This window comes from Brucella daejeonensis (assembly GCF_014199265.1).
GTDB lineage: Bacteria > Pseudomonadota > Alphaproteobacteria > Rhizobiales > Rhizobiaceae > Brucella > Brucella daejeonensis.
The window spans coordinates 1-19392 of record NZ_JACIJG010000014.1 but is presented as its reverse complement, the minus strand read 5'-3'; the positions used below and the strand labels follow the sequence as shown (position 1 = coordinate 19392).

Below are 19392 nucleotides of genomic sequence, written 5' to 3'. Positions count from 1 at the left end.
GAGATTGTGTCTTTAATGGCACTCATAAACAAAAAATTGCAAGAAGCGCATGGTGGTCTCTTTCCCCTGTCCGTCGTTCCTTCTATAAGGCCCGCAAAATATAGCCCGTTCATATAGGTTCTGGCGCGGGTCATAAAATCATCCTCACTCGGGGTTGGGAGTGCGTGGGAATGAAGACTGCTCTTTTAAAAGCAGCTTTGATAACGCTGTCCGTCGTTCTTTTCTCGGTGGGCGCGACATCGCTTGCGGCCTATGCGTCCGGTACGACCCCCAGCGCCCTGGCGCTGAGCCTCGGCGCGAGCATTCCCATGGCTACGGCCTTCCCTTCCCTCGCCTATATTTTCCGCCAGCACAGCAAACTCGTGGATGCATACACACAGCTGGAAAAGGCCCATATCGAGTTGCAGGCGCGCTCGCGAATCGATCACATGACCGGCTTGCTGAATCGCGAAGCGCTGTTCGAGGCGATGAAGATCAGCCGTTCGCGCATCGAAACGGGCACGCTGCTGGTGATCGATGCGGATCATTTCAAGGCGATCAACGATACATTCGGGCATGGGGTTGGTGATCGCGCGCTGAAACTCATTGCCTTTGCGTTGCAGAATGTGACGCGAAAAGGCGACCTGGTCGGGCGTATCGGCGGCGAAGAGTTTTGCGTCTTCCTGCCGGGGGCAAGCGGAGAGACGGGAACACGCGTCGCGCAACGCATTCGAGCGGAAGTGGAAAACACACCATTTCACACGACCGAATATCAGGTCTATCCATTGACGATCAGTATCGGCGTCGCCTCTGCCCCCAAGAACGAAACCAACTCACAGGTTCTCAGTCGTGCGGACCGCTGCCTCTACATGGCCAAGCAGCGCGGGCGTAACTGCGTCGTCTTCGACGAAGAAAGCGGCCGGCTTGCCCTTGCATCGGTGGTGTCGATCGCGACCGGCCGCGAAATGGCGCGAGGCTGACAGCCGCATATCAGTCCCACGGTTCGACTTCCTCTTCGGACCAGCCGACAGGCACGAAACCCATTTTCTGATAAAGCTGTAACGCACGGGGACTATCCAGCGTATTGGTATGGATCGTCACTTTTTGCGGATCATGCGCCCAGGCCGCCGCGATGGCCTCGCTCATGAAAAACCTGGCGAGCCCTCGCCCCTGAAAATCGTCGATAAGGCCGAAATAGAGAATTTCCACAGCATCGGGCAGCGCCGACAGGTCGAACTCGACAAAACCTGCCGGACAACCTTCCGCATACAGAACGTGAATCTCGCTCGTTTCGGCGTGGATCGCCGTAGCAACCTCCGCATCGGTCTGAACACGGCGCATCATCCAGTGATGCTTTCGCCCGACCTTTTCGTATAGGTAGCGATAGTAATGGACTGGCATATCGCCCGCTCGCATGATCGCAAGCCGGATGCCGGACGGCACCGGCACCGAAATGGCCGGACGGGCCGACATTTCCAGATGGGTGATACGGGCGGTCAGTTTTTCCGGCATTTATTCAGCGTCGCCCGTGACGACCGGCGTGTCCTGCCTGCTTCCCCATTCGCTCCACGAACCGTCATAGAGCCGATTATCCCTGTGCCCCAGCGATGACAGCGCAAGCGAGATGACGGCGGCGGTAACCCCCGATCCGCAACTCGTGACGACCGGCTTTTCAAGATCGATGCCCGCTTCATCGAAAATCCTGCGCAGGCTCTCCAGATCTTTCAGTTCACCATTTTCCGATAACGTACCGACAGGAACATTGCGCGCGCCCGGCATATGGCCGGAGCGCATACCGGGTCGCGGTTCCGCCTCGCGTCCGGTAAAACGCCCCGCTGCTCGTGCGTCGGCGATCTGCGAGCTATGTCCGTCCACGATCTCGCGCATTTCGCTGAAACTCACCACGGCCGCTTCTTTGAACGAAGGCGTGAAAAGCGTCGATGCTACTCTGGTAGCGTCTTTGGTGACCGGATAGCCGGCCTTCCTCCATCCGTCGAAACCGCCATCGAGAACGAAGACATTCTCCACTCCCATGATACGGAACAGCCACCATACCCGAGGCGCTGAAAACATGCCGGGGCCGTCATAGACGACGACAGTTTCATTGGCGGTTATGCCCATGGCGCCTACGTGATGCGCAAAAAGCTCAGGAGATGGCAAGGTATGCGGCAAGCCGGATTGCTTGTTCGCAATTTCATCCTGATCGAAAAAGACGGCGCCGGGAATATGCGCGGCATTATATTCTTCCTGTCCGTCGCGTCCGGCTGCGGGAAGATACCAGGATGCATCCACAATAGCGATGCCCGGCTTGCCAAGCCTGTCCTTCAACCAGTTTCGTGAAACGACGAATCCGCTCTTCACAGCCATGACAATTCCTCCCAAACGCCTCAAGCTTCCGGCAAACTACCAAAACGGATACGGAAGCGACGATTTTCCTTACCCTTCTTTTCGATCTTGCCAATATGGATTTCACCCACCTCCTGCGTTTCGGAAACGTGCGTACCGCCGCAAGGTTGCGAATCGACAATGCCGTTTTCACCGATGACGACAAGACGGATGCGTCCCAGCCCCACTGGCGGGCGCACATTCTTCGACTTCACGATATCGGGGTTAGCGAGAAATTCGTCATCGCTGATCCAGCGGATGGCAACGGGATCGTTGGCCTTCACTCTTTCCATCAGCTTCTCGGTCACGAATTCCTTCGTATAGGTGGGGTCGGGCAGATCGAAATCGATGCGGCTTTCATCTTCGCCTACGGCTGCGCCGGTGATCGGAAACGGGCAGACGACCGAAAGCAAATGGCAGGCCGTATGCATCCGCATCAGCTTGTAACGGCGCGGCCAGTCCACATGCAGAACCAGTTTCTCGCCGACTTCCGGTGAGGCCTGGCCATCAGCGGGAACATGAATGATCTCGTTCTTGTTTTCTCCGGTGACGGTCGCAGCCACTTCGATGCGCGAACCGTCGGCCCGTTCAAAAAAGCCGATATCCCCCGGCTGCCCGCCCGAGGTGGCGTAAAAATTCGTCCGGTCGAGAATGACCCCGCCGGTTTCGGTCATGGCGAGTACCGTGCCCTCCACCGTTGAAAGATAGGAATCTTCGCGGAAAAGCGCTTCGGTCTCGTATGCCATGATTATCCCTCGAACGGTATGTCTATCTCGGTCTCTTGTTCCAGCCATCCCGGCACGGGCAGGTTCTTGCCGCGTAGGAAGACAGGATTGAACAGCTTCGACTGGTAGCGATTGCCATAGTCGCAAAGCACCGTCACAATTGTGTGGCTCGGCCCGAGATCTTTTGCAAGCCGGATTGCACCGGCAATGTTGATGCCGGAGGAGCCGCCGAGGCAAAGCCCCTCGTTTTCAACCAGGTCGAACACGACTTCAAGGGCATCCGAGTCGGAGACGCGATACGAGAAATCGGGCGTAAAGCCTTCAAGATTGGCTGTGATACGCCCCTGCCCGATACCTTCGGTGATCGAATCGCCCTCCGCCTTCAATTCACCCGTTGTATAGAAGGAATGAAGCGCAGCCCCGTAAGGGTCGGCAAGCGCGACCTTGATATCGGCGTTATGATCCTTCAGGCCGAAAGCCGTTCCGACAAGCGTGCCGCCAGACCCCACAGCGGCAACGAAACCGTCGACCTTGCCGTTGGTCTCGCGCCAGATTTCCTGTGCAGTGGTCTCGATATGCGCCTGACGATTGACCGGATTATCGAACTGATTGGCCCAGATCGCGCCATTCGGCTCGCTCTTCGCAAGCTGTTCCGCCAGCCGCCCCGACAGGCGCACATAATTGTTCGGATTCCGATAGGGAGCCGCCGGAACTTCGATCAGTTCGGCGCCCAGAAGACGCAGGGCGTCCTTCTTTTCCTGGCTCTGAGTTTCGGGAATGACGATGACCGTGCGATAGCCGAGCGCTTTTGCGACCATCGTCAGACCGATCCCGGTATTGCCGGCAGTGCCCTCGACGATCACGCCGCCGGGCTTCAGAAGCCCGCGCTTTTCAGCATCGCGAATGATGTAAAGTGCGGCCCGATCCTTTACCGACTGGCCGGGATTGAGAAATTCCGCCTTGCCGTAAATATTGCAACCGGTAAGCTCGGAGGCCTTTTTCAGATGGATCAACGGCGTATTGCCGATAGCGTCGAGCACCGATTGCAGCATGGCTTTCATCCTTCCTGTTTGTCAGGGAAATTATGGGGAAGCGCCCTTCCCTTCAAGCAAGCAGGGAATAATTTTTCAGCCTGCCACGCAATTCGAAACCCATAAATGCGTTGCGAATAGAAAAGCCGCCCGAAATAGGCGGCTTTTTGAAAAAATGTTCGAGCCTGTTCTCGCCGGTCAGGCCGCGCGCTGGCCACCATTGCCGCCGGCATTGCGCCGTTTGCGGCGGAACGGACGTTTTGCCTTGGGCGCTGCCTCGCTGGCGGAATGACCGCCAGAACGGTGCTCGCCCGCCTTTGGCGCCGGACGGCGATGCTTCTGCGGCGTTCCGCCTTTCCGATGCTGCGTCTTTTGCGGCCGCTCGCCCGGAGCGCCATTCTGCGCTCCACTTCGCGGAGCCGGTGGCGGTGCAAGTTCCACAGGCGCATCCTTGATCGGAAGTTTGCCGCGCGTGACACGTTCGACCGCCCGCAGCTTGGAATCCTCAGTTGCGGCATCGTAAAGCGTGATCGACGCGCCGCTCGCTCCGTTACGGCCGGTACGGCCGATACGATGCACATAGGTTTCCGGCTCATCCGGCAGGTCATAGTTCACGACATGGCTGATGCCCGGCACGTCGATGCCGCGCGCGGCAATATCGGTCGCAATCAGAATCCGCAACGTCCCGTCGCGAAAACCGTTCAAGGCGCGCTGGCGCGCATTCTGCGACTTGTTGCCGTGGATGGCGGCAACGTCGTAGCCGTCGCGCTCCAGATGGCGCACCACGGCATCGGCGCCATGCTTCGTGCGCGTAAAGACGATCACCGAGCGCATGTCCTTGTCCGCCAGCAAGGCGGACAGGAGGCGGCGCTTCTCCTTCGTCGGCACCGGATGCACAACCTGCGTGATTTCGGCGGCGGTCGTTCCCTGCGGAGCCACCTCGACACGAACCGGGTCGCGCAGCAGGCTCGATGCCAGCGAGGCGATTTCCTTGGGCATGGTGGCCGAGAACAGCGCGGTCTGCCGTTCGGCATGGGTGGCCTTGGCAATGCGCTTCACATCGTTGATGAACCCCATGTCGAGCATACGGTCAGCTTCATCGAGCACAAGCCAGCGCGTCTGCGAAAGATCGACAAGGCCGTCGCGCATCAGATCGGTCAGGCGTCCTGGCGTTGCAATCAGAACATCGATGCCCGGAGCGATACGCTTGATCTGCGACAGCTTGGAGACGCCGCCCAGAACGAGCGCCGTCGAGATGTGCGCCTGTTTGGATACGTTGCGGATCGTCTGCTCGATCTGCACCGCCAGTTCACGCGTCGGCGCGAGGATCAGCGCACGCGCGGTTTTCGGGCGGCGCTTGTCGCCAAGTCCGATGATCTTCTGGAGAATGGGAAGGCTGAAAGCCGCCGTCTTGCCCGAACCCGTCTGGGCGATGCCCAGAATGTCCCGGCCTTCGAGCTGATGCGGGATCGCCTGCATCTGGATAGGCTTAGGTTCGATCATACCGGCTGCTTCAACGCCCTTGAGCAGAATGCCGGTGACGCCGAGTGCTGCAAAGCCGCCCGTGGTTTCGTCCATAATCTTGTTAGTCAATTCAATCTCTTTCGGCGGCACCATGAGCCATGGTCCGCATCCGTGCCGGTCAAGCGCAACTTGCCGGACAAAAAACTCTTCAATGATAACGACGGGACGCCGGAATAAACTGCTCGTTCAATCCCTGCGACTTGCGCTGCCGTGCCCGAACATTGCTCGGATCTCCCCTGCTGCCGAACCATTCCGGAAGCCAGAGGCGAGACGCAACAAGTCCAATGCCGGGAAAGCCGACAACGCTGTCGGCCCATGCGCCTGAGCCGCCATATGGGGTGTTTTCAGCAAAAAAGCAATCGATTTCGCCGGGAGACCGAAATCAGATGATGAAATCGGCCAGCACCTGATTGTCGGTTATGTCCTGATAGGCCCAGCCAGCTTCGGCGAATTTCTTCTCCAGAAGCTTGAAATTGGCCGCATTCTTCGTCTCGATGCCAATCAGCACCGAACCGAAATTGCGCGCGGATTTCTTAAGATATTCGAACCGCGCAATATCGTCCTCCGGTCCCAGAAGATCGAGGAACGACCGCAGCGCGCCGGGACGCTGCGGAAAGCGGAAGATGAAATACTTCTTCAGCCCCTCGAAACGAAGTGCGCGTTCGCGCACGTCCGGCAGACGCTCGAAATCGAAATTGCCGCCCGACACGACAATGACGATGCGCTTTCCCTTGATGTCGCTCTTCCTGAAATCCTTCAGCGCGTCGATGCCAAGCGCACCAGCCGGTTCCAGCACCACGCCTTCGATATTGAGCATCTCGACGATGGTGGCGCAAAGCCGATTCTCCGGGACTGTTATGACAGTTTTCGGATCGAACCTCTTGAGAAGCTTGAAGTTTTCTTTCCCGATTTCCGCGACGGCAGCACCGTCGACAAAGTTATCGACATGAGAAAGCCTGACCCGCTTTCCTGCCTTGAGACTCTCCTTGAGGCTCGCCGCCCCCTGTGGCTCGATGAAGCGAAAGCCCGTTTTCCAGTCGAGATCGGATATATATTGCGTAACGCCGCCCGACAGCCCGCCGCCGCCGACCGGAAGCAGGATGAAATCGGGTTTCTTTCCTTCCGGCAGTTGCCGCTCGATTTCCAGCGCGACGGTCGCCTGCCCCTCGACGATACCGGGGTGGTCGAACGGCGGCACCATGACGCCCTTGTTGGCGGCTGCGAACTCCTGTGATGCGGCGTAGCAGACGTCGAATATGTCGCCGACAAGCCTGATTTCGATGAATTCAGCGCCAAAAGCACGCGTCTTGTCGATTTTCTGCTGCGGAGTGGTGACAGGCATGAAAACCACGCCCCTGCGTCCGAAATGGCGGCATACGAAAGCAAAGCCCTGCGCATGATTGCCGGCGGAAGCACAGACGAAGACCGCATTCTCATCGGTGGTCTTCACCGCCTTCGAAATGAAATTGAATGCGCCACGAATCTTGTAGGAGCGCACGGGCGTGAGGTCCTCACGCTTCAGCCAGATCTCCGCACCATATTTCCGCGACAGGTAGTCGTTGAGCTGTAGCGGCGTTTCGGGAAAGAGCGCACGCATTGCTTTTTCAGCCTGGGATACGGATTTTACGAAGGCGGTCATTCTCGAACTTTCATCATTCCTGCTCTGTTTTCCCACCGCTACATGGCTTTGCAGCCGTAAACAAGGACGAGAAAGGATTTGAAGCATCCGCCAATGGTTTGGAGCGCATTGGAATGTAAGGAAATTCGGGAATTTGACTGTTATTGCTGACAAGCTTTCTGGCTTGAATTCATCGCACAAATCATGACATAGAAACCCTGTCGCTGCGGTCGTGGCGAAACTGGTATACGCAACGGACTTAAAATCCGTCGTCTTTTAGACTTGCGGGTTCAAGTCCCGCCGACCGCACCACTTTCCCGAGTTTCAGGTTTCCTTCAAGCGGTTGCGGTTGTTCTGGCAACAGGCATGACCGTGGGTGCCTGCCACGGCACGGGACATTCGTCCTGCCGGTGAACCGGAATGATAAACCAGTTGCAGCATTGTCGGCCCGGCGTTTAACTGGGCCATGAACTGGAGTCTGGACATGACGAACAACCCGCAACAGGCCGTCAGGGCCGCAATGTTGGCCATCGGCGACGAACTTCTTTCGGGACGCACGAAGGACAAGAACATAGGCCACCTCGCCGACATGCTGACTGCGGCAGGTATCGATCTGAAAGAGGTGCGGATCGTGCCGGATGAAGAAGCCGCCATCGTCGGCGCCCTCAATACGCTGCGCCCGCAATATGATTATGTTTTCACGTCCGGCGGGATCGGTCCCACCCATGACGACATTACCGCCGATGCGGTCTCCACGGCTTTCGGCGTACCCTGCATCTATGACGAGAAGGCCATGAAACTGCTCGCCGACAATTACGCCAGACGCGAGCTGGAATTTACCGATTCGCGTAAGCGCATGGCCCGTATGCCGCAAGGATCGGAACATATCGACAATCCGATATCGGCAGCGCCGGGATTTCATATCGGCAATGTCTATGTGATGGCAGGCGTTCCTTCGGTATTCCAGGCTATGCTCGATAATGTCCTGCCGACGCTGAAAACCGGCCGTAAACTCCTGTCCCGCTCCGTACATTGCCCTTTCGGCGAAGGCGTGATCGGAACACCGCTCGCGGAAATCCAGAAAAACAATCCCGATACGGTCATCGGGTCTTATCCGAAATTTGAAAACGGCCGTTTCAGCACTGAACTGGTCGTCCGCGGGAGCGACCCTGTCAGGATCGACGAGGCTATCCATGCCATAGAGGAGATGATCGGCTCGCTTCAAACCGAAGGAGCGGCCTAACACTGATCTCCTGCAACCTTTTATCCGCGCAACTCGTTGCATAATATGCTAAAATTGAACATCAACCGGAAGGAGTTCGGTCATGTCCTATAAAACGGTGGTTGCCTATGCCCGCAGTGAAACCGAGTTGAAACGGGTCATGTCTGCCGTAGAGCTTTTGAAGCAAAAAGTGCCGGATATTCATGTCATCGGACTTTATTCCACTCCTTCGCCCATCGTTTACGCTGACCCGAACGGCTTCATCGATCCGGGCATGTTCGAACTCCACGACAAGAAGCACAAGGAGCTTTCCGAAAGGCTGAAGCGCGTCTTTGAGGACGAGATGCGCCGTCAGGAAATAAGTTACGAATATCGCGTCACCCGTTCGGAAACGGGAACCGCCTCCGACGGCGTATTGACGGCCTGCCTTGGCGCGGAACTGCTGGTTGCCGGACAACCCGACCCGGACGATCCCGGCACCAATGACGAAACCGCCGATACGATTGTTTTCAACGCAAGCTGCCCGGTTCTGCTCGTCCCTTATGCGCCCGTGCTGCCGATGGTGTCGCTTGACCGCATCGTCGTCGCCTTTAACGGCAAGCGCGAGGCGGCCCGAGCCGCATTCGATGCGCTGCCTTTGATGGAACAGGCGGACAGAACGGAAGTGGTCTGGGTCGATCCGCCGGAGATAGAGGGGGAAGATCGATCTCTGGCGAGCCATGATATCGCGGAATCGCTATCCCGCCACCACATTGAGGTAACGCCAACGGCTATCAGTTCGAACGGACGCTATGCCCAGGACGCCCTGCGCGAACATATCATCGCACAACGCGCCGATCTTCTGGTGATGGGGGCATACAGCCATTCGCGGCTGCGGGAACTGGTGTTCGGCGGTGTTACGCGCTCGATGCTGAACGAGCTTCCCATTCTCACGCTTTTCTCCCGATAGGGGCGGCTTCAAGCCACAAGTTTGACGCCCATAACAGGCGCGTCATTGCACGACACGCTTGCAAAAACGCTTCTTTTGCGGTTATCAGCATCACCCGGCGCTGACTAAGCCGGGTGGAGAGCCTTTTCTTCTCCTGCTGCCCGCACACCTGGGCGCGGAAGAAGAAAAGCCGCAGATCCTGACAGTTGCAGCGCTTGGCAATCCGTCACAGCGCGTTTTTTGGTTTTTGCTGGTCCGGAGAACGACCTCCGGACCGTTCCGTGGAGCGTTTCGATGTCCTTGCCAGATAAAGCCTTTCCCGTTTCCTGGGACCAGTTTCACCGCGATGCCCGCGCCCTCGCCTGGCGGATTGCCGGCATGGACCGCGAATGGCACGCAATTGTCGCGATTACCCGCGGCGGACTTGTCCCGGCGGCAATCATCTGCCGTGAGTTGGGCATTCGCCTGATCGAAACCGTGTGCATCGCCTCTTATCATGACTACACGTCGCAGGGCGACATGCAGATCCTCAAAGGTGTCAGCCAGGCGCTTCTGGAACGCGGTGGCGAAGGCGTCATCGTCGTGGACGACCTGACAGATACCGGCAAGACGGCGGCAATCGTCCGCGAAATGATGCCCAAGGCGCATTTTGCAACCGTTTACGCAAAGCCGAAGGGCCGTCCGCTGATCGACACTTTCGTTACCGAGGTTTCCCAGGACACATGGATATATTTTCCATGGGATATGGGCTTCACCTATCAGGAGCCGATCGCAGGCGACAAGCGCGGTTAAATGAAAGAAAACGAATGCGGTTGCGGCGATATTTCTGCCGCAATCGCGTCTTAAGGAAAATCAGCAGAATTAGCGCTGGTTTGAAATGGGATAGGGCTTTCTAGGCGAAAACGTCCCTCTGTATTTCAGTAATATCTTTAAAACTAAAGCTTTTTCGCATTTTTTGATGGCAAGCCGGCCAACTAAACAGTTGTCATTTTGGCGAATCGGACCATCCTGTAGAAAAAGAGAGGGACATTCGCGGTGAAGTCGCAAGTGAAACAGCTTATTGCAACGGAAAAGCGTATTCTGACGCCATCCGGTCGTTTGCAGCAAGTTGCGGCGCTTGTTTACCGTCGCGACATGGGTGCGCTCAGGATTCTCGTTATTACCAGTCGCGGCACCGGTCGCTGGATCATCCCGAAGGGTTGGCCGCAGGTCGGACGCACCTTGGCCGAAACCGCCCTTTGTGAAGCCTATGAGGAAGCCGGGATACGCGGTGAAGTCGCCCCCGTCCCTATTGGCAGCTTCCATTATTGCAAGACCGACCTTCCGCCTGAACGCATCAATCAGTTTTGCGCAGCGGTTTTTGCGGTGCAGTTCACCGCGCAGGAGCAGGATTGGCCGGAGCGGCATCAGCGTATCTGCGAATGGGTCTCGCCCAAGGAAGCCGCAAACCGTGTCGAAGAGACTGAACTGAAAAAGATACTGAGACAGTTTGGTGATTCGGGGCTGGCCGCAGCAGCGGAATAAGCAGATTCGATTACGTCACGTCGGTCAGAAGTTCCGATACATATCGCCTATACGGCGTATTTCACTGCCAAAGCCCCGGAACGCCTTCGATATCCCGACGAAATGCGTATAGCGATGGTATTCGCCCAGTGGATTGAATTTGACGTTTGCTCGGCGCCTGTATCAGAGGGATGCAAATGCCGAAATCAGACCACTAGCCGGCTTCATTCACAAAAGCTTCGCTTCTCCCCGTTATCCACATTAGCCTCAGGCCGTTACGCACAATATCTAGTTGCCGGGCCATCGCATCAAACCAATGCTTGACGCCCGGAACCGAGTCGTCTTTTATGTGTCTGTCGTTACGTAAGTAACGTGATCGGGCGTTGTAATCTGCCGGTCTTTTTTTCAGTCAAGTTGAGTATCCAACGGGCATCACGCTGTGACAGGCGCTGTTTCGCTTGGTGCTTTTTTGCGCCCTTTTTCCGGGTCCGGCCATCTCTGGAGATGCATATGCAATACCGAGCAGAAAGAGCGTTAACACTACATTTAGTATTTGCGCCCACACTCCTTACAAGATAAGGTGTTTTTCGTTCTGCTGATTTTCAAATACCCGAGCGCTGGCAAGGTCGCCCATCAAGCTTCCCTGAGGTGTTTTCCTGTGGATTTGAACGATGTGGACGCGAGTTTCCGGGAGTGCGCTCCCCAATAAGATGCTTTTCCCCGCAGAAGAGCTCTTTTGACAGAGATGCGATACAGACAGGCCGTGGCTGAAAATCGTCACTAGAGCTACTATATATAGAACGTTTGGATGGGACAGATGAAGATCGAACGCCGTTTCACGAAAGAGAATCAGTCGGCTTATGCGGACATCGCGTTCCGGACCGCGACCAGCGAGATCAAGAATCCCGATGGGTCCGTTGTATTCCGCCTTGAAAACATCAATGTGCCCGCACAGTTCAGTCAGGTGGCCGCTGATATTCTCGCACAGAAATATTTCCGCAAGGCAGGCGTTCCGGCGCGACTGAAGAAGGTCGAGGAAAACGACGTTCCTTCGTGGCTGTGGCGCTCGGTCGCCGACGAGGAAGCGCTGGCCAAGCTGCCTGAGGACGATCGCCATGGCTCTGAATTGGATGCCCGTCAGGTTTTCGACCGTCTTGCAGGCACCTGGACCTATTGGGGCTGGAAGGGCGGTTATTTCGGCTCGGAAGAAGACGCCCTCGCCTTCCGCGACGAGCTTGCCTATATGCTCGCAACCCAGCGCGTGGCGCCAAACAGCCCGCAATGGTTCAACACCGGCCTGCATTGGGCCTATGGCATCGACGGGCCGGGTCAGGGACACTTCTATGTCGACTGGCAGACCGGCAAGCTGACCAAGTCCAAGTCGGCCTATGAACATCCGCAGCCACATGCCTGCTTCATCCAGTCCGTCGGCGACGATCTCGTCAACGACGGCGGCATCATGGACCTGTGGGTCCGCGAGGCGCGCCTGTTCAAATATGGTTCCGGTACCGGTTCCAATTTCTCCTATCTGCGCGGTGAAGGCGAAAGGCTTTCCGGCGGCGGCAAGTCCTCCGGCCTGATGAGCTTCCTCAAGATCGGCGACCGTGCCGCAGGCGCCATCAAGTCGGGCGGCACGACGCGCCGCGCCGCCAAGATGGTAGTCGTCGATATCGACCATCCGGATATCGAGGAATATATCGACTGGAAGGTGAAGGAAGAGCAGAAGGTCGCTTCGCTCGTCACCGGCTCCAAGATCGTCAAGCAGCATCTGACTGCAATCATGAAGGCTTGCGTCAATTGCGAAGCCGATAATGACGATTGCTTCGATCCGTCCAAGAACCCTGCCCTGAAACGCGAAATCAAGGCAGCAAAGAAGAATCAGGTCCCTGAAAACTACGTCAAGCGCGTGATCCAGTTTGCGCGTCAAGGTTACACGGACATCGAGTTCAAGACCTATGATACGGACTGGGATTCGGAAGCCTATCTCACCGTTTCGGGCCAGAATTCCAACAATTCCGTCTCGCTCAAGGATGAATTCCTGCGCGCTGTCGAAGATGACGGCGACTGGAACCTGACCGCGCGTCGCGACGGTCGTGTGATGAAGACGCTCAAGGCCCGCGACCTTTGGGAAAAGATCGGTTATGCCGCCTGGGCTTCCGCCGATCCGGGCCTGCACTACAACACTACGATGAACGACTGGCACACCTGCCCTGCCGCCGGTCCGATCCGCGCCTCCAATCCGTGCTCGGAATATATGTTCCTTGACGATACGGCCTGCAATCTGGCGTCGATCAACCTGCTCACCTACCGCAACAAGGACGGTTCGTTCGACATTGCGGCTTACGAGCACACGGCGCGCCTGTGGACCATCGTTCTCGAAATCTCGGTGATGATGGCGCAGTTCCCGTCGAAGGAAATCGCTCGTCTTTCCTATGAATATCGCACGCTCGGCCTTGGCTATGCCAATATTGGCGGCCTGCTGATGACGTCCGGCATTCCTTATGATTCAGACGAAGGCCGTGCAATCTGCGGCGCGCTGACGGCAATCATGACGGGCGTTGCCTATGCGACCTCCGCCGAAATGGCGAAGGAACTGGGCACCTTCCCGAATTACGAGCCGAATGCCGAGCATATGCTGCGCGTCATCCGTAACCACCGTCGCGCCGCTCACGGCGAAACGGAAGGTTATGAAGGTCTTGCCGTCAATCCGGTGGCGCTGATCGCCAAGGATTGCCCGGATCAGGATCTGATCACCCATGCCCGCGCGGCCTGGGACAAGGCGTTGGAACTGGGCGAACAGCACGGCTACCGCAATGCGCAGGCGACCGTTATCGCGCCGACCGGCACGATCGGCCTTGTCATGGATTGCGACACGACCGGGATCGAACCGGACTTCGCGCTGGTAAAATTCAAGAAGCTGGCTGGCGGCGGTTATTTCAAGATCATCAACCGCGCCGTGCCGGAAGCGCTGCGCACGCTTGGTTATTCGGAAAGCCAGATTGCAGAAATCGAGGCCTATGCCGTCGGCCATGGCAATATCAATCAGGCTCCGAGCGTCAATCCGTCGTCGCTGAAGTCCAAAGGCTTCACCGATGAGGTGATCGAGGCGCTGAATGCCGCGCTCAAGAGCGCCTTCGACATCAAGTTCGCTTTCAACAAGTGGACGCTGGGCGAAGATTTCTGCAAGGACGTGCTGAAATTCACCGATGAGCAGCTCAATGATTTCTCCTTCGAGATGCTCCCTGCCCTTGGCTTTACCCGCAAGGAAATCGAAGCCGCCAATATCCATGTTTGCGGCGCGATGACGCTGGAAGGCGCACCGTTCCTGAAGGAAGAACACTACGCCGTGTTCGATTGCGCCAATCCGTGCGGCAAGATCGGCAAGCGTTACCTGTCGGTCGATAGCCATATCTGCATGATGGCCGCTGCCCAGCCGTTCATTTCGGGCGCGATCTCCAAGACGATCAACATGCCGAACGATGCGACCGTCGAGGACTGCAAGAGCGCCTACATGCTTTCGTGGAAGCTGGCTCTGAAAGCCAATGCGCTTTATCGCGACGGCTCCAAGCTGTCGCAGCCGCTCAACGCTTCGCTGATCGCCGACGACGAGGATGAAGACGACGCAGTCGAGGCGCTGATCGAGGCACCGGCATCCGCCCGTGCCGTTCAGGTGACCGAGCGCATCGTTGAGAAGGTAGTCGAAAAGATCGTTCACGAACGCGACAAGCTTCCCAACCGCCGTCAGGGATATACCCAGAAGGCCGTGGTCGGTGGACACAAGGTTTACCTGCGCACCGGTGAGTTCGGTGATGGCCGTCTCGGTGAAATCTTCATCGACATGCATAAGGAAGGCGCTGCCTTCCGCGCCATGATGAATAATTTCGCCATCGCCGTGTCGCTCGGCCTGCAATATGGCGTGCCGCTCGAAGAATATGTGGAGGCTTTCACCTTCACCAAATTCGAACCGGCAGGCATGGTCATCGGCAATGACGCGATCAAGACCGCGACGTCGATCATCGACTATGTGTTCCGCGAACTTGCAGTCTCCTATCTCGGCCGCAATGACCTTGCGCATGTCGATACGAGCGATTTCGGCAATACCGCGCTTGGCAAGGGTATCAAGGAAGGCAAGACCAACCTGGTTTCGACCGGCTGGACCCGCGGTTACAAGCCGACTCTGGTCACGAACACCACCTCTGCCAACGAAGCCAAGGGATCGGCAGGCTCGGCTCCGCAGGCTTCGAATGTCACTGCGCTGAAGTCGTCCGCACCGGCTGGCGGCCGTTCGACAACCATCGGTCTGGTGACAGACGGCGCGACTGCTTTCAAGCGTGATTTCGAGGAACAGGCAGCGCCTGCGGCCCAACCGGAAACTTCGGCAGCAACCGAACTGTTCTCCGACAAGGCTGCTGCAGATGCTGCATCGGCCCGTGCGGAAAGCGCAAGCGCTGCCAAGAAGCTGGAAGCGGATCGCCGCATCAAGTCCATGATGCAGGGCTACACGGGCGACAGTTGCACGGAATGCCAGAACTTCACCATGGTTCGCAACGGCACCTGCCTGAAATGCGACACTTGCGGTGCGACGAGCGGCTGCAGCTAAGAGCCTGTGTGAAAATGTGCGCGGACTCAAAGTTCCGTACTTAGGAACCAATGTTCCGTAATCGGTGTAGAAATATCAATCGGTTACGGAAATGCATGTTGAATAGCATTCTGGACACGTTAACGCGTGTCCAGAAATGGTAATAAGAACAAAAAGTGAAACAATCGGAATAGTAGTAACAGCTAACATAATGCTACCGTTTCGATTTCATCCCATTTTGAGGCGGAATTAACATGAGTTGGTCAAAAGATAAGAGTTTGCGTCGCATCCAAACGTTTAAAGCGGCCTCGCCTTCCAGTTCGATTGAGATCAAAACGTTTGACGAATCCTACCTCCAGACTCGGCAGGCGGTGCTTGCAAGGAAGTTCGCTCTTGACGGAAAACGGGAACCGCTAATTTTTGACATCCCTGAGAACGCTGCAATCCGGGTTGAAGGCGTTCATGTCTATATTCAGATGCTAGACTTTTCGTCTGCAATGATTGACCGGGATCGTGAAACCGAGGCCAGTCACAAACGCGTCCTATCGATGCTACACTTGAACTATGCTGCTTGTGATCAAGTTGCTGAAGAGTATGAAGCTCAAAGGGTTGATTTCCACGGTTCTCGCATGCACGCCGTTATTGTTTCGCCTCCGGGTGAGCATAATGCTCGACAGCGATCCGAGCGCGCCCTTGCATTTGCGGATGCTGTGACTCGCGCCATCTCGGCAGTTGGCGCAGCGACCGAGAACGGTCGTTACTCAACTCGTATTCGGGTCGGCGTTGATAGTGGCACAGCCATTGCGATCAACAGTGGCACGCGAGACGAACGAGAACCTCTGTTTTTGGGAGCGCCAGCGAACTATGCGGCAAAGCTTGCGGAAGGCCAAGCCGAGGGAATTTATATCTCTAACCGGGTTCGTAGAGATCTCGGGATCGTTCCACAGGTTTCCCTTGATGAGTTTTTAACCGAACGTCTTTCGCCGATTTACGCGGATGAAATATCGAAACAATCAATTGGTTCGACACTTCAGGACAAAAGACTATCTGAAGACCGGATTAAAAGTGTCGTTTCACGCGCACAGGATAAATTCGTCGCAGATGTGGGGACGGATGCGAATTTTATATTCCACCGTCACACTCCTCCGCTGAAAACAATCGATTTTAGCTTGTTGATGCCGTCAAACTCAATCCGGATGGGACTAATGTCTATTTTCGGAGATATCGACGGTTTTACCAGATATATCGATGAATGCATCGCAGGAAGACGGATATCGGAAATGGTCTCCAATCTTCATGTGATCAGAAGCGAATTAGCCGCGACCCTAACGGAAGATTTCCTCGGCAGGAAAGTTAGATTTATCGGAGACTGCATACACGGTCTTATTGCTTGTGGAACCGCATTTGAAACCAACGGAAGCGACTCCGTCGTTTCTGCGGTCAAGGTTGCAGGAGGAATGCGCTCAAGTTTCGAACTCTGCCAACAAGAGCTTCCGGGAATTGCCAACCTCGGACTAGCAATAGGCCTCGAATATGGTGAGACACCGATCACACGGATTGGGATTCGCGGTGATCGAAGTGTTCGATGCTCAGTCAGTCGTGCAGTATCGTCGTCGGAAGCTCTTCAGAAGGAATGTGATGGCGAACAGACAGCAATCGGGCCACAAGCACTTCAGCGCGCACCTGCGAGCATAAAACGTCTTTTTGATAATGGTTTCGCCTGGGGATTGGATGCGGAATCCCTCGGTGAACATTTGAGCGCGCCCGCCACGGTTTCCAGCGGATCAGTAAGTGCAACGGCGGCTCCCTATAACGGATCGATCAAATCGTAATGTTGCTGTTTATCCGTAGCGCCGTTCCTGCTTGGTTTCGCGTCATTTCAGATACGCCGCGTGAGATTATTGGAGCAGTGAACATCGAGATCGAAGGTGGCGTGGGCAGCATCCACGCTACTCTGCGAATTCGAGAAGAGCGCGACGCTATTGTTGTAGGAGAGAACTTTCCTGGAGAAACCTATCCAGCAATTTGTCACGAGCGGCACATCCAATCGGATCACAATTTTTGTATCGGCTTAAATGCAGGTGCAGGCATAGTGACAAGAGACCATGCAGTTGTTTGGTGGGGTCTTCTGGAACGATTCCTCAGACTGCAAAGAGTGGCTAAAAGAACAAGACGGTGGCCTCCCCAACAAGAAATAGCTCACGGCAAAGCAGGGCCTCATCAACTCAAAGCTTTCAACGCAGCACGACAACTTGGTCTTGAGCAGGATTATCTCAGGATGTTGGAAGGCGAAGCTATATGGTTTGCGTCAAAGTGGCCTAAGCTAAGCACGGATGGACGCATGCGAAATGGACGTGCTCCATGTCCAAACGGTTGCCTCCGAAAAGATGGAAAAGCGATTTTACGTTCTGATTGTTGTCGTGCAGAAGCAATCGGCACTCTGCTTCGTGAAGAGCGCCTGCGTCGGAAGGAAATTGCAAAATTTTGGGATTCGATCAACGCAAGTAATGAGGAGTGTTGCGGGACCATGCAAATCTGTCCGCTCTCAAAAAAGAAAACAAAATTATGCATCACTTCCGGTGCTTCAAACGAATAAATCATACGACTGCGGGGGTAATATGAAATGGCAAAAAATGATCAGGAAGAGGCGTTTGAGAGACTTCTGTCCAGTAACCACGGTAGAATGATCGATTTTGTAAAGTTCGCAGAAACAAAAAATGCCGCTTTACTCACATTCTGTTCAGTTTGGATGGGTGCAATAATTAATTTCTTGAAATCGCCAGATACATTGCCCATGGGATATTCCTATGCGTTTATCGGCGCGTTACCACTTCTCGCCGTCGCAGCAACGATAAGTCTCATTTCTCTCCTGCCCAGATTATTGGACCAAGTTCATAAGCGAGAGGATGAATATAAGAACTTCCTTTATTTCGGCGATATCGCGAAAGGCGGCGTCAAAGATTATCCGGAAATGGTGGAAGCGATTTATTCTCCCGAGAGCGACCACTCCACTACGCCGACGTATATTCACGACTTGTGCGTACAAACAGCCATCCAAGCTAAGATAGCGTGCCGCAAATTCCGTTTATTTCATTGGTCTGGGTCATTAGTTCTAGTAGCGTTTTTCTTGATGCTGGTACCGCCTGTTTGCTACGTAATTCAAGCGACATACATTTATTTTTCATGCACACCATAAAAAAATATAGCAAAACCAGCGGTAACTGCATGATATTGTCTCATGCAAATTATGGAGGGAAAATAATATACAAATTTAAATAACGGAATTTATTTATGACGCAACTATCCGACACTCTGGGAGATCAAGCTGCAATCTATACTCACAGAACAACATCGATTTTGAACGGCATTCTTCAATATTCGCAACTGATATTCTCCAACCATGTTGAAGCTTCTCGCTTATTCATCTGCGACGATGCGGGAAATTATAAATATGCGATATATGGCGAATTTAGATTCGGAGAAGGCAAACGAATTGCCCTCAATCTACCAACGGCAGACAAATACCTGGACGGATTGAGATGCTCGTCGTTGTGTTATGATGCGTACAAAAGCTACGCGGGATTTCCCGTAGAGGAAGCCGCGCAATCGTTAATGTACAAATTCAAAGTAGAAAGACCCGGTAACAGTGGCTTCAGAACCGGTGCGTTATACAATATACGTGGATTCGGCATCGAAGAAGCGCCTTACGAAAGCCATCTGGAGTTTCCCAAACGCATCCGATGGGCGGCAAAGAGCGGCGATGTCAGAAAACCAGTGTTAGACACCGGTTTCCAATTTTGACCGTAACGGCCCGATTGCTACCACCTGTTGAAGCAAGACCTCGTGACGTAAGACACGTCTTTAGCGGCGTCGTTAATGACGTGTCTTGAGATTGAGG

General features: G+C 55.2%; 16 protein-coding genes and 1 tRNA gene. 11 read left to right on the top strand and 6 right to left on the bottom strand.

Annotated elements, in window-relative coordinates:
• Positions 1–170 precede the first annotated feature (170 nt).
• Complete coding sequence (locus tag FHS76_RS16505) at positions 171–959, top strand: GGDEF domain-containing protein (protein WP_183655188.1); 789 nt, start codon at positions 171–173, stop codon at positions 957–959.
• Between the two features lie 10 nt (positions 960–969).
• Here the strand turns inward: FHS76_RS16505 and FHS76_RS16500 are convergent, their stop codons facing one another.
• From FHS76_RS16500 to ilvA, 6 genes are all read right to left on the bottom strand, one after another.
• A complete protein-coding gene (locus tag FHS76_RS16500; protein WP_183655185.1) occupies positions 970–1491 on the bottom strand; it encodes a GNAT family N-acetyltransferase in 522 nt (173 codons plus the stop codon).
• Positions 1492–2346: a 3-mercaptopyruvate sulfurtransferase gene (gene sseA, locus FHS76_RS16495; RefSeq protein ID WP_183655182.1), complete on the bottom strand. Its 855-nt coding sequence runs from the start codon at positions 2344–2346 to the stop codon at positions 1492–1494. It abuts the gene before it with no gap.
• A 20-nt stretch (positions 2347–2366) separates the two neighbouring features.
• On the bottom strand, positions 2367–3110 hold the full coding sequence (locus tag FHS76_RS16490; protein WP_183655179.1) for an alanyl-tRNA editing protein: 744 nt from the start codon (positions 3108–3110) through the stop codon (positions 2367–2369).
• 2 nt (positions 3111–3112) lie between these two features.
• Entirely contained in the window at positions 3113–4141 is a 1029-nt protein-coding gene (locus FHS76_RS16485; protein ID WP_183655176.1) for a cysteine synthase A, read from the bottom strand.
• 177 nt (positions 4142–4318) lie between these two features.
• The gene (locus FHS76_RS16480; RefSeq protein WP_183655170.1) at positions 4319–5737 is read right to left on the bottom strand and encodes a DEAD/DEAH box helicase; all 1419 of its coding nucleotides are present in this window, start codon (positions 5735–5737) and stop codon (positions 4319–4321) included.
• Positions 5738–6026: 289 nt separating this feature from the next.
• A complete protein-coding gene (gene ilvA / locus FHS76_RS16475; protein WP_183655167.1) occupies positions 6027–7283 on the bottom strand; it encodes a threonine ammonia-lyase IlvA in 1257 nt (418 codons plus the stop codon).
• 205 nt (positions 7284–7488) lie between these two features.
• Between ilvA and FHS76_RS16470 the strand changes: the two genes are divergently transcribed.
• The 10 genes from FHS76_RS16470 (at position 7489) to FHS76_RS16425 (ending at position 19295) form a co-directional block, all read left to right on the top strand.
• Positions 7489–7574, top strand: a tRNA-Leu gene (locus FHS76_RS16470).
• A 172-nt stretch (positions 7575–7746) separates the two neighbouring features.
• A complete protein-coding gene (locus FHS76_RS16465; RefSeq protein WP_183655164.1) occupies positions 7747–8505 on the top strand; it encodes a competence/damage-inducible protein A in 759 nt (252 codons plus the stop codon).
• Positions 8506–8587: 82 nt separating this feature from the next.
• Positions 8588–9433: a universal stress protein gene (locus FHS76_RS16460; RefSeq protein WP_183655162.1), complete on the top strand. Its 846-nt coding sequence runs from the start codon at positions 8588–8590 to the stop codon at positions 9431–9433.
• Positions 9434–9706: 273 nt separating this feature from the next.
• The gene (gene gpt, locus FHS76_RS16455) at positions 9707–10204 is read left to right on the top strand and encodes a xanthine phosphoribosyltransferase (RefSeq protein ID WP_183655159.1); all 498 of its coding nucleotides are present in this window, start codon (positions 9707–9709) and stop codon (positions 10202–10204) included.
• 243 nt (positions 10205–10447) lie between these two features.
• Complete coding sequence (locus FHS76_RS16450; protein WP_183655155.1) at positions 10448–10936, top strand: NUDIX hydrolase; 489 nt, start codon at positions 10448–10450, stop codon at positions 10934–10936.
• A 796-nt stretch (positions 10937–11732) separates the two neighbouring features.
• Positions 11733–15515 carry a vitamin B12-dependent ribonucleotide reductase gene (locus FHS76_RS16445; RefSeq protein ID WP_183655152.1) on the top strand — a complete coding sequence of 1261 codons (3783 nt, stop codon included), beginning with the start codon at positions 11733–11735 and terminating at the stop codon, positions 15513–15515.
• A 233-nt stretch (positions 15516–15748) separates the two neighbouring features.
• On the top strand, positions 15749–17326 hold the full coding sequence (locus FHS76_RS16440; protein WP_183655150.1) for an adenylate/guanylate cyclase domain-containing protein: 1578 nt from the start codon (positions 15749–15751) through the stop codon (positions 17324–17326).
• On the top strand, positions 17326–18090 hold the full coding sequence (locus FHS76_RS16435) for an E2 domain-containing protein (RefSeq protein ID WP_183655147.1): 765 nt from the start codon (positions 17326–17328) through the stop codon (positions 18088–18090). The genes FHS76_RS16440 and FHS76_RS16435 overlap by 1 nt, the downstream gene beginning before the upstream one ends.
• A gap of 27 nt (positions 18091–18117) precedes the next feature.
• Complete coding sequence (locus FHS76_RS16430) at positions 18118–18690, top strand: Pycsar system effector family protein (protein WP_183655144.1); 573 nt, start codon at positions 18118–18120, stop codon at positions 18688–18690.
• A gap of 95 nt (positions 18691–18785) precedes the next feature.
• Positions 18786–19295, top strand: a complete 510-nt coding sequence (locus tag FHS76_RS16425; protein WP_183655141.1) for a hypothetical protein — start codon at positions 18786–18788, stop codon at positions 19293–19295.
• Positions 19296–19392 lie beyond the last annotated feature (97 nt).

Excerpts from the sequence above, each read along its gene's own strand:
- FHS76_RS16430 (WP_183655144.1), top strand. The coding sequence starts at position 18,118 with ATGGCAAAAAATGATCAGGAAGAGGCGTTTGAGAGACTTCTGTCCAGT.
- FHS76_RS16485 (WP_183655176.1), bottom strand. The coding sequence starts at position 4,141 with ATGCTGCAATCGGTGCTCGACGCTATCGGCAATACGCCGTTGATCCAT.
- FHS76_RS16425 (WP_183655141.1), top strand. The coding sequence starts at position 18,786 with ATGACGCAACTATCCGACACTCTGGGAGATCAAGCTGCAATCTATACT.
- FHS76_RS16490 (WP_183655179.1), bottom strand. The coding sequence starts at position 3,110 with ATGGCATACGAGACCGAAGCGCTTTTCCGCGAAGATTCCTATCTTTCA.
- FHS76_RS16445 (WP_183655152.1), top strand. The coding sequence starts at position 11,733 with ATGAAGATCGAACGCCGTTTCACGAAAGAGAATCAGTCGGCTTATGCG.
- FHS76_RS16480 (WP_183655170.1), bottom strand. The coding sequence starts at position 5,737 with ATGGTGCCGCCGAAAGAGATTGAATTGACTAACAAGATTATGGACGAA.
- sseA (WP_183655182.1), bottom strand. The coding sequence starts at position 2,346 with ATGGCTGTGAAGAGCGGATTCGTCGTTTCACGAAACTGGTTGAAGGAC.
- gpt (WP_183655159.1), top strand. The coding sequence starts at position 9,707 with ATGTCCTTGCCAGATAAAGCCTTTCCCGTTTCCTGGGACCAGTTTCAC.
- FHS76_RS16500 (WP_183655185.1), bottom strand. The coding sequence starts at position 1,491 with ATGCCGGAAAAACTGACCGCCCGTATCACCCATCTGGAAATGTCGGCC.
- ilvA (WP_183655167.1), bottom strand. The coding sequence starts at position 7,283 with ATGACCGCCTTCGTAAAATCCGTATCCCAGGCTGAAAAAGCAATGCGT.
- FHS76_RS16435 (WP_183655147.1), top strand. The coding sequence starts at position 17,326 with ATGTTGCTGTTTATCCGTAGCGCCGTTCCTGCTTGGTTTCGCGTCATT.
- FHS76_RS16505 (WP_183655188.1), top strand. The coding sequence starts at position 171 with ATGAAGACTGCTCTTTTAAAAGCAGCTTTGATAACGCTGTCCGTCGTT.
- FHS76_RS16440 (WP_183655150.1), top strand. The coding sequence starts at position 15,749 with ATGAGTTGGTCAAAAGATAAGAGTTTGCGTCGCATCCAAACGTTTAAA.
- FHS76_RS16460 (WP_183655162.1), top strand. The coding sequence starts at position 8,588 with ATGTCCTATAAAACGGTGGTTGCCTATGCCCGCAGTGAAACCGAGTTG.
- FHS76_RS16465 (WP_183655164.1), top strand. The coding sequence starts at position 7,747 with ATGACGAACAACCCGCAACAGGCCGTCAGGGCCGCAATGTTGGCCATC.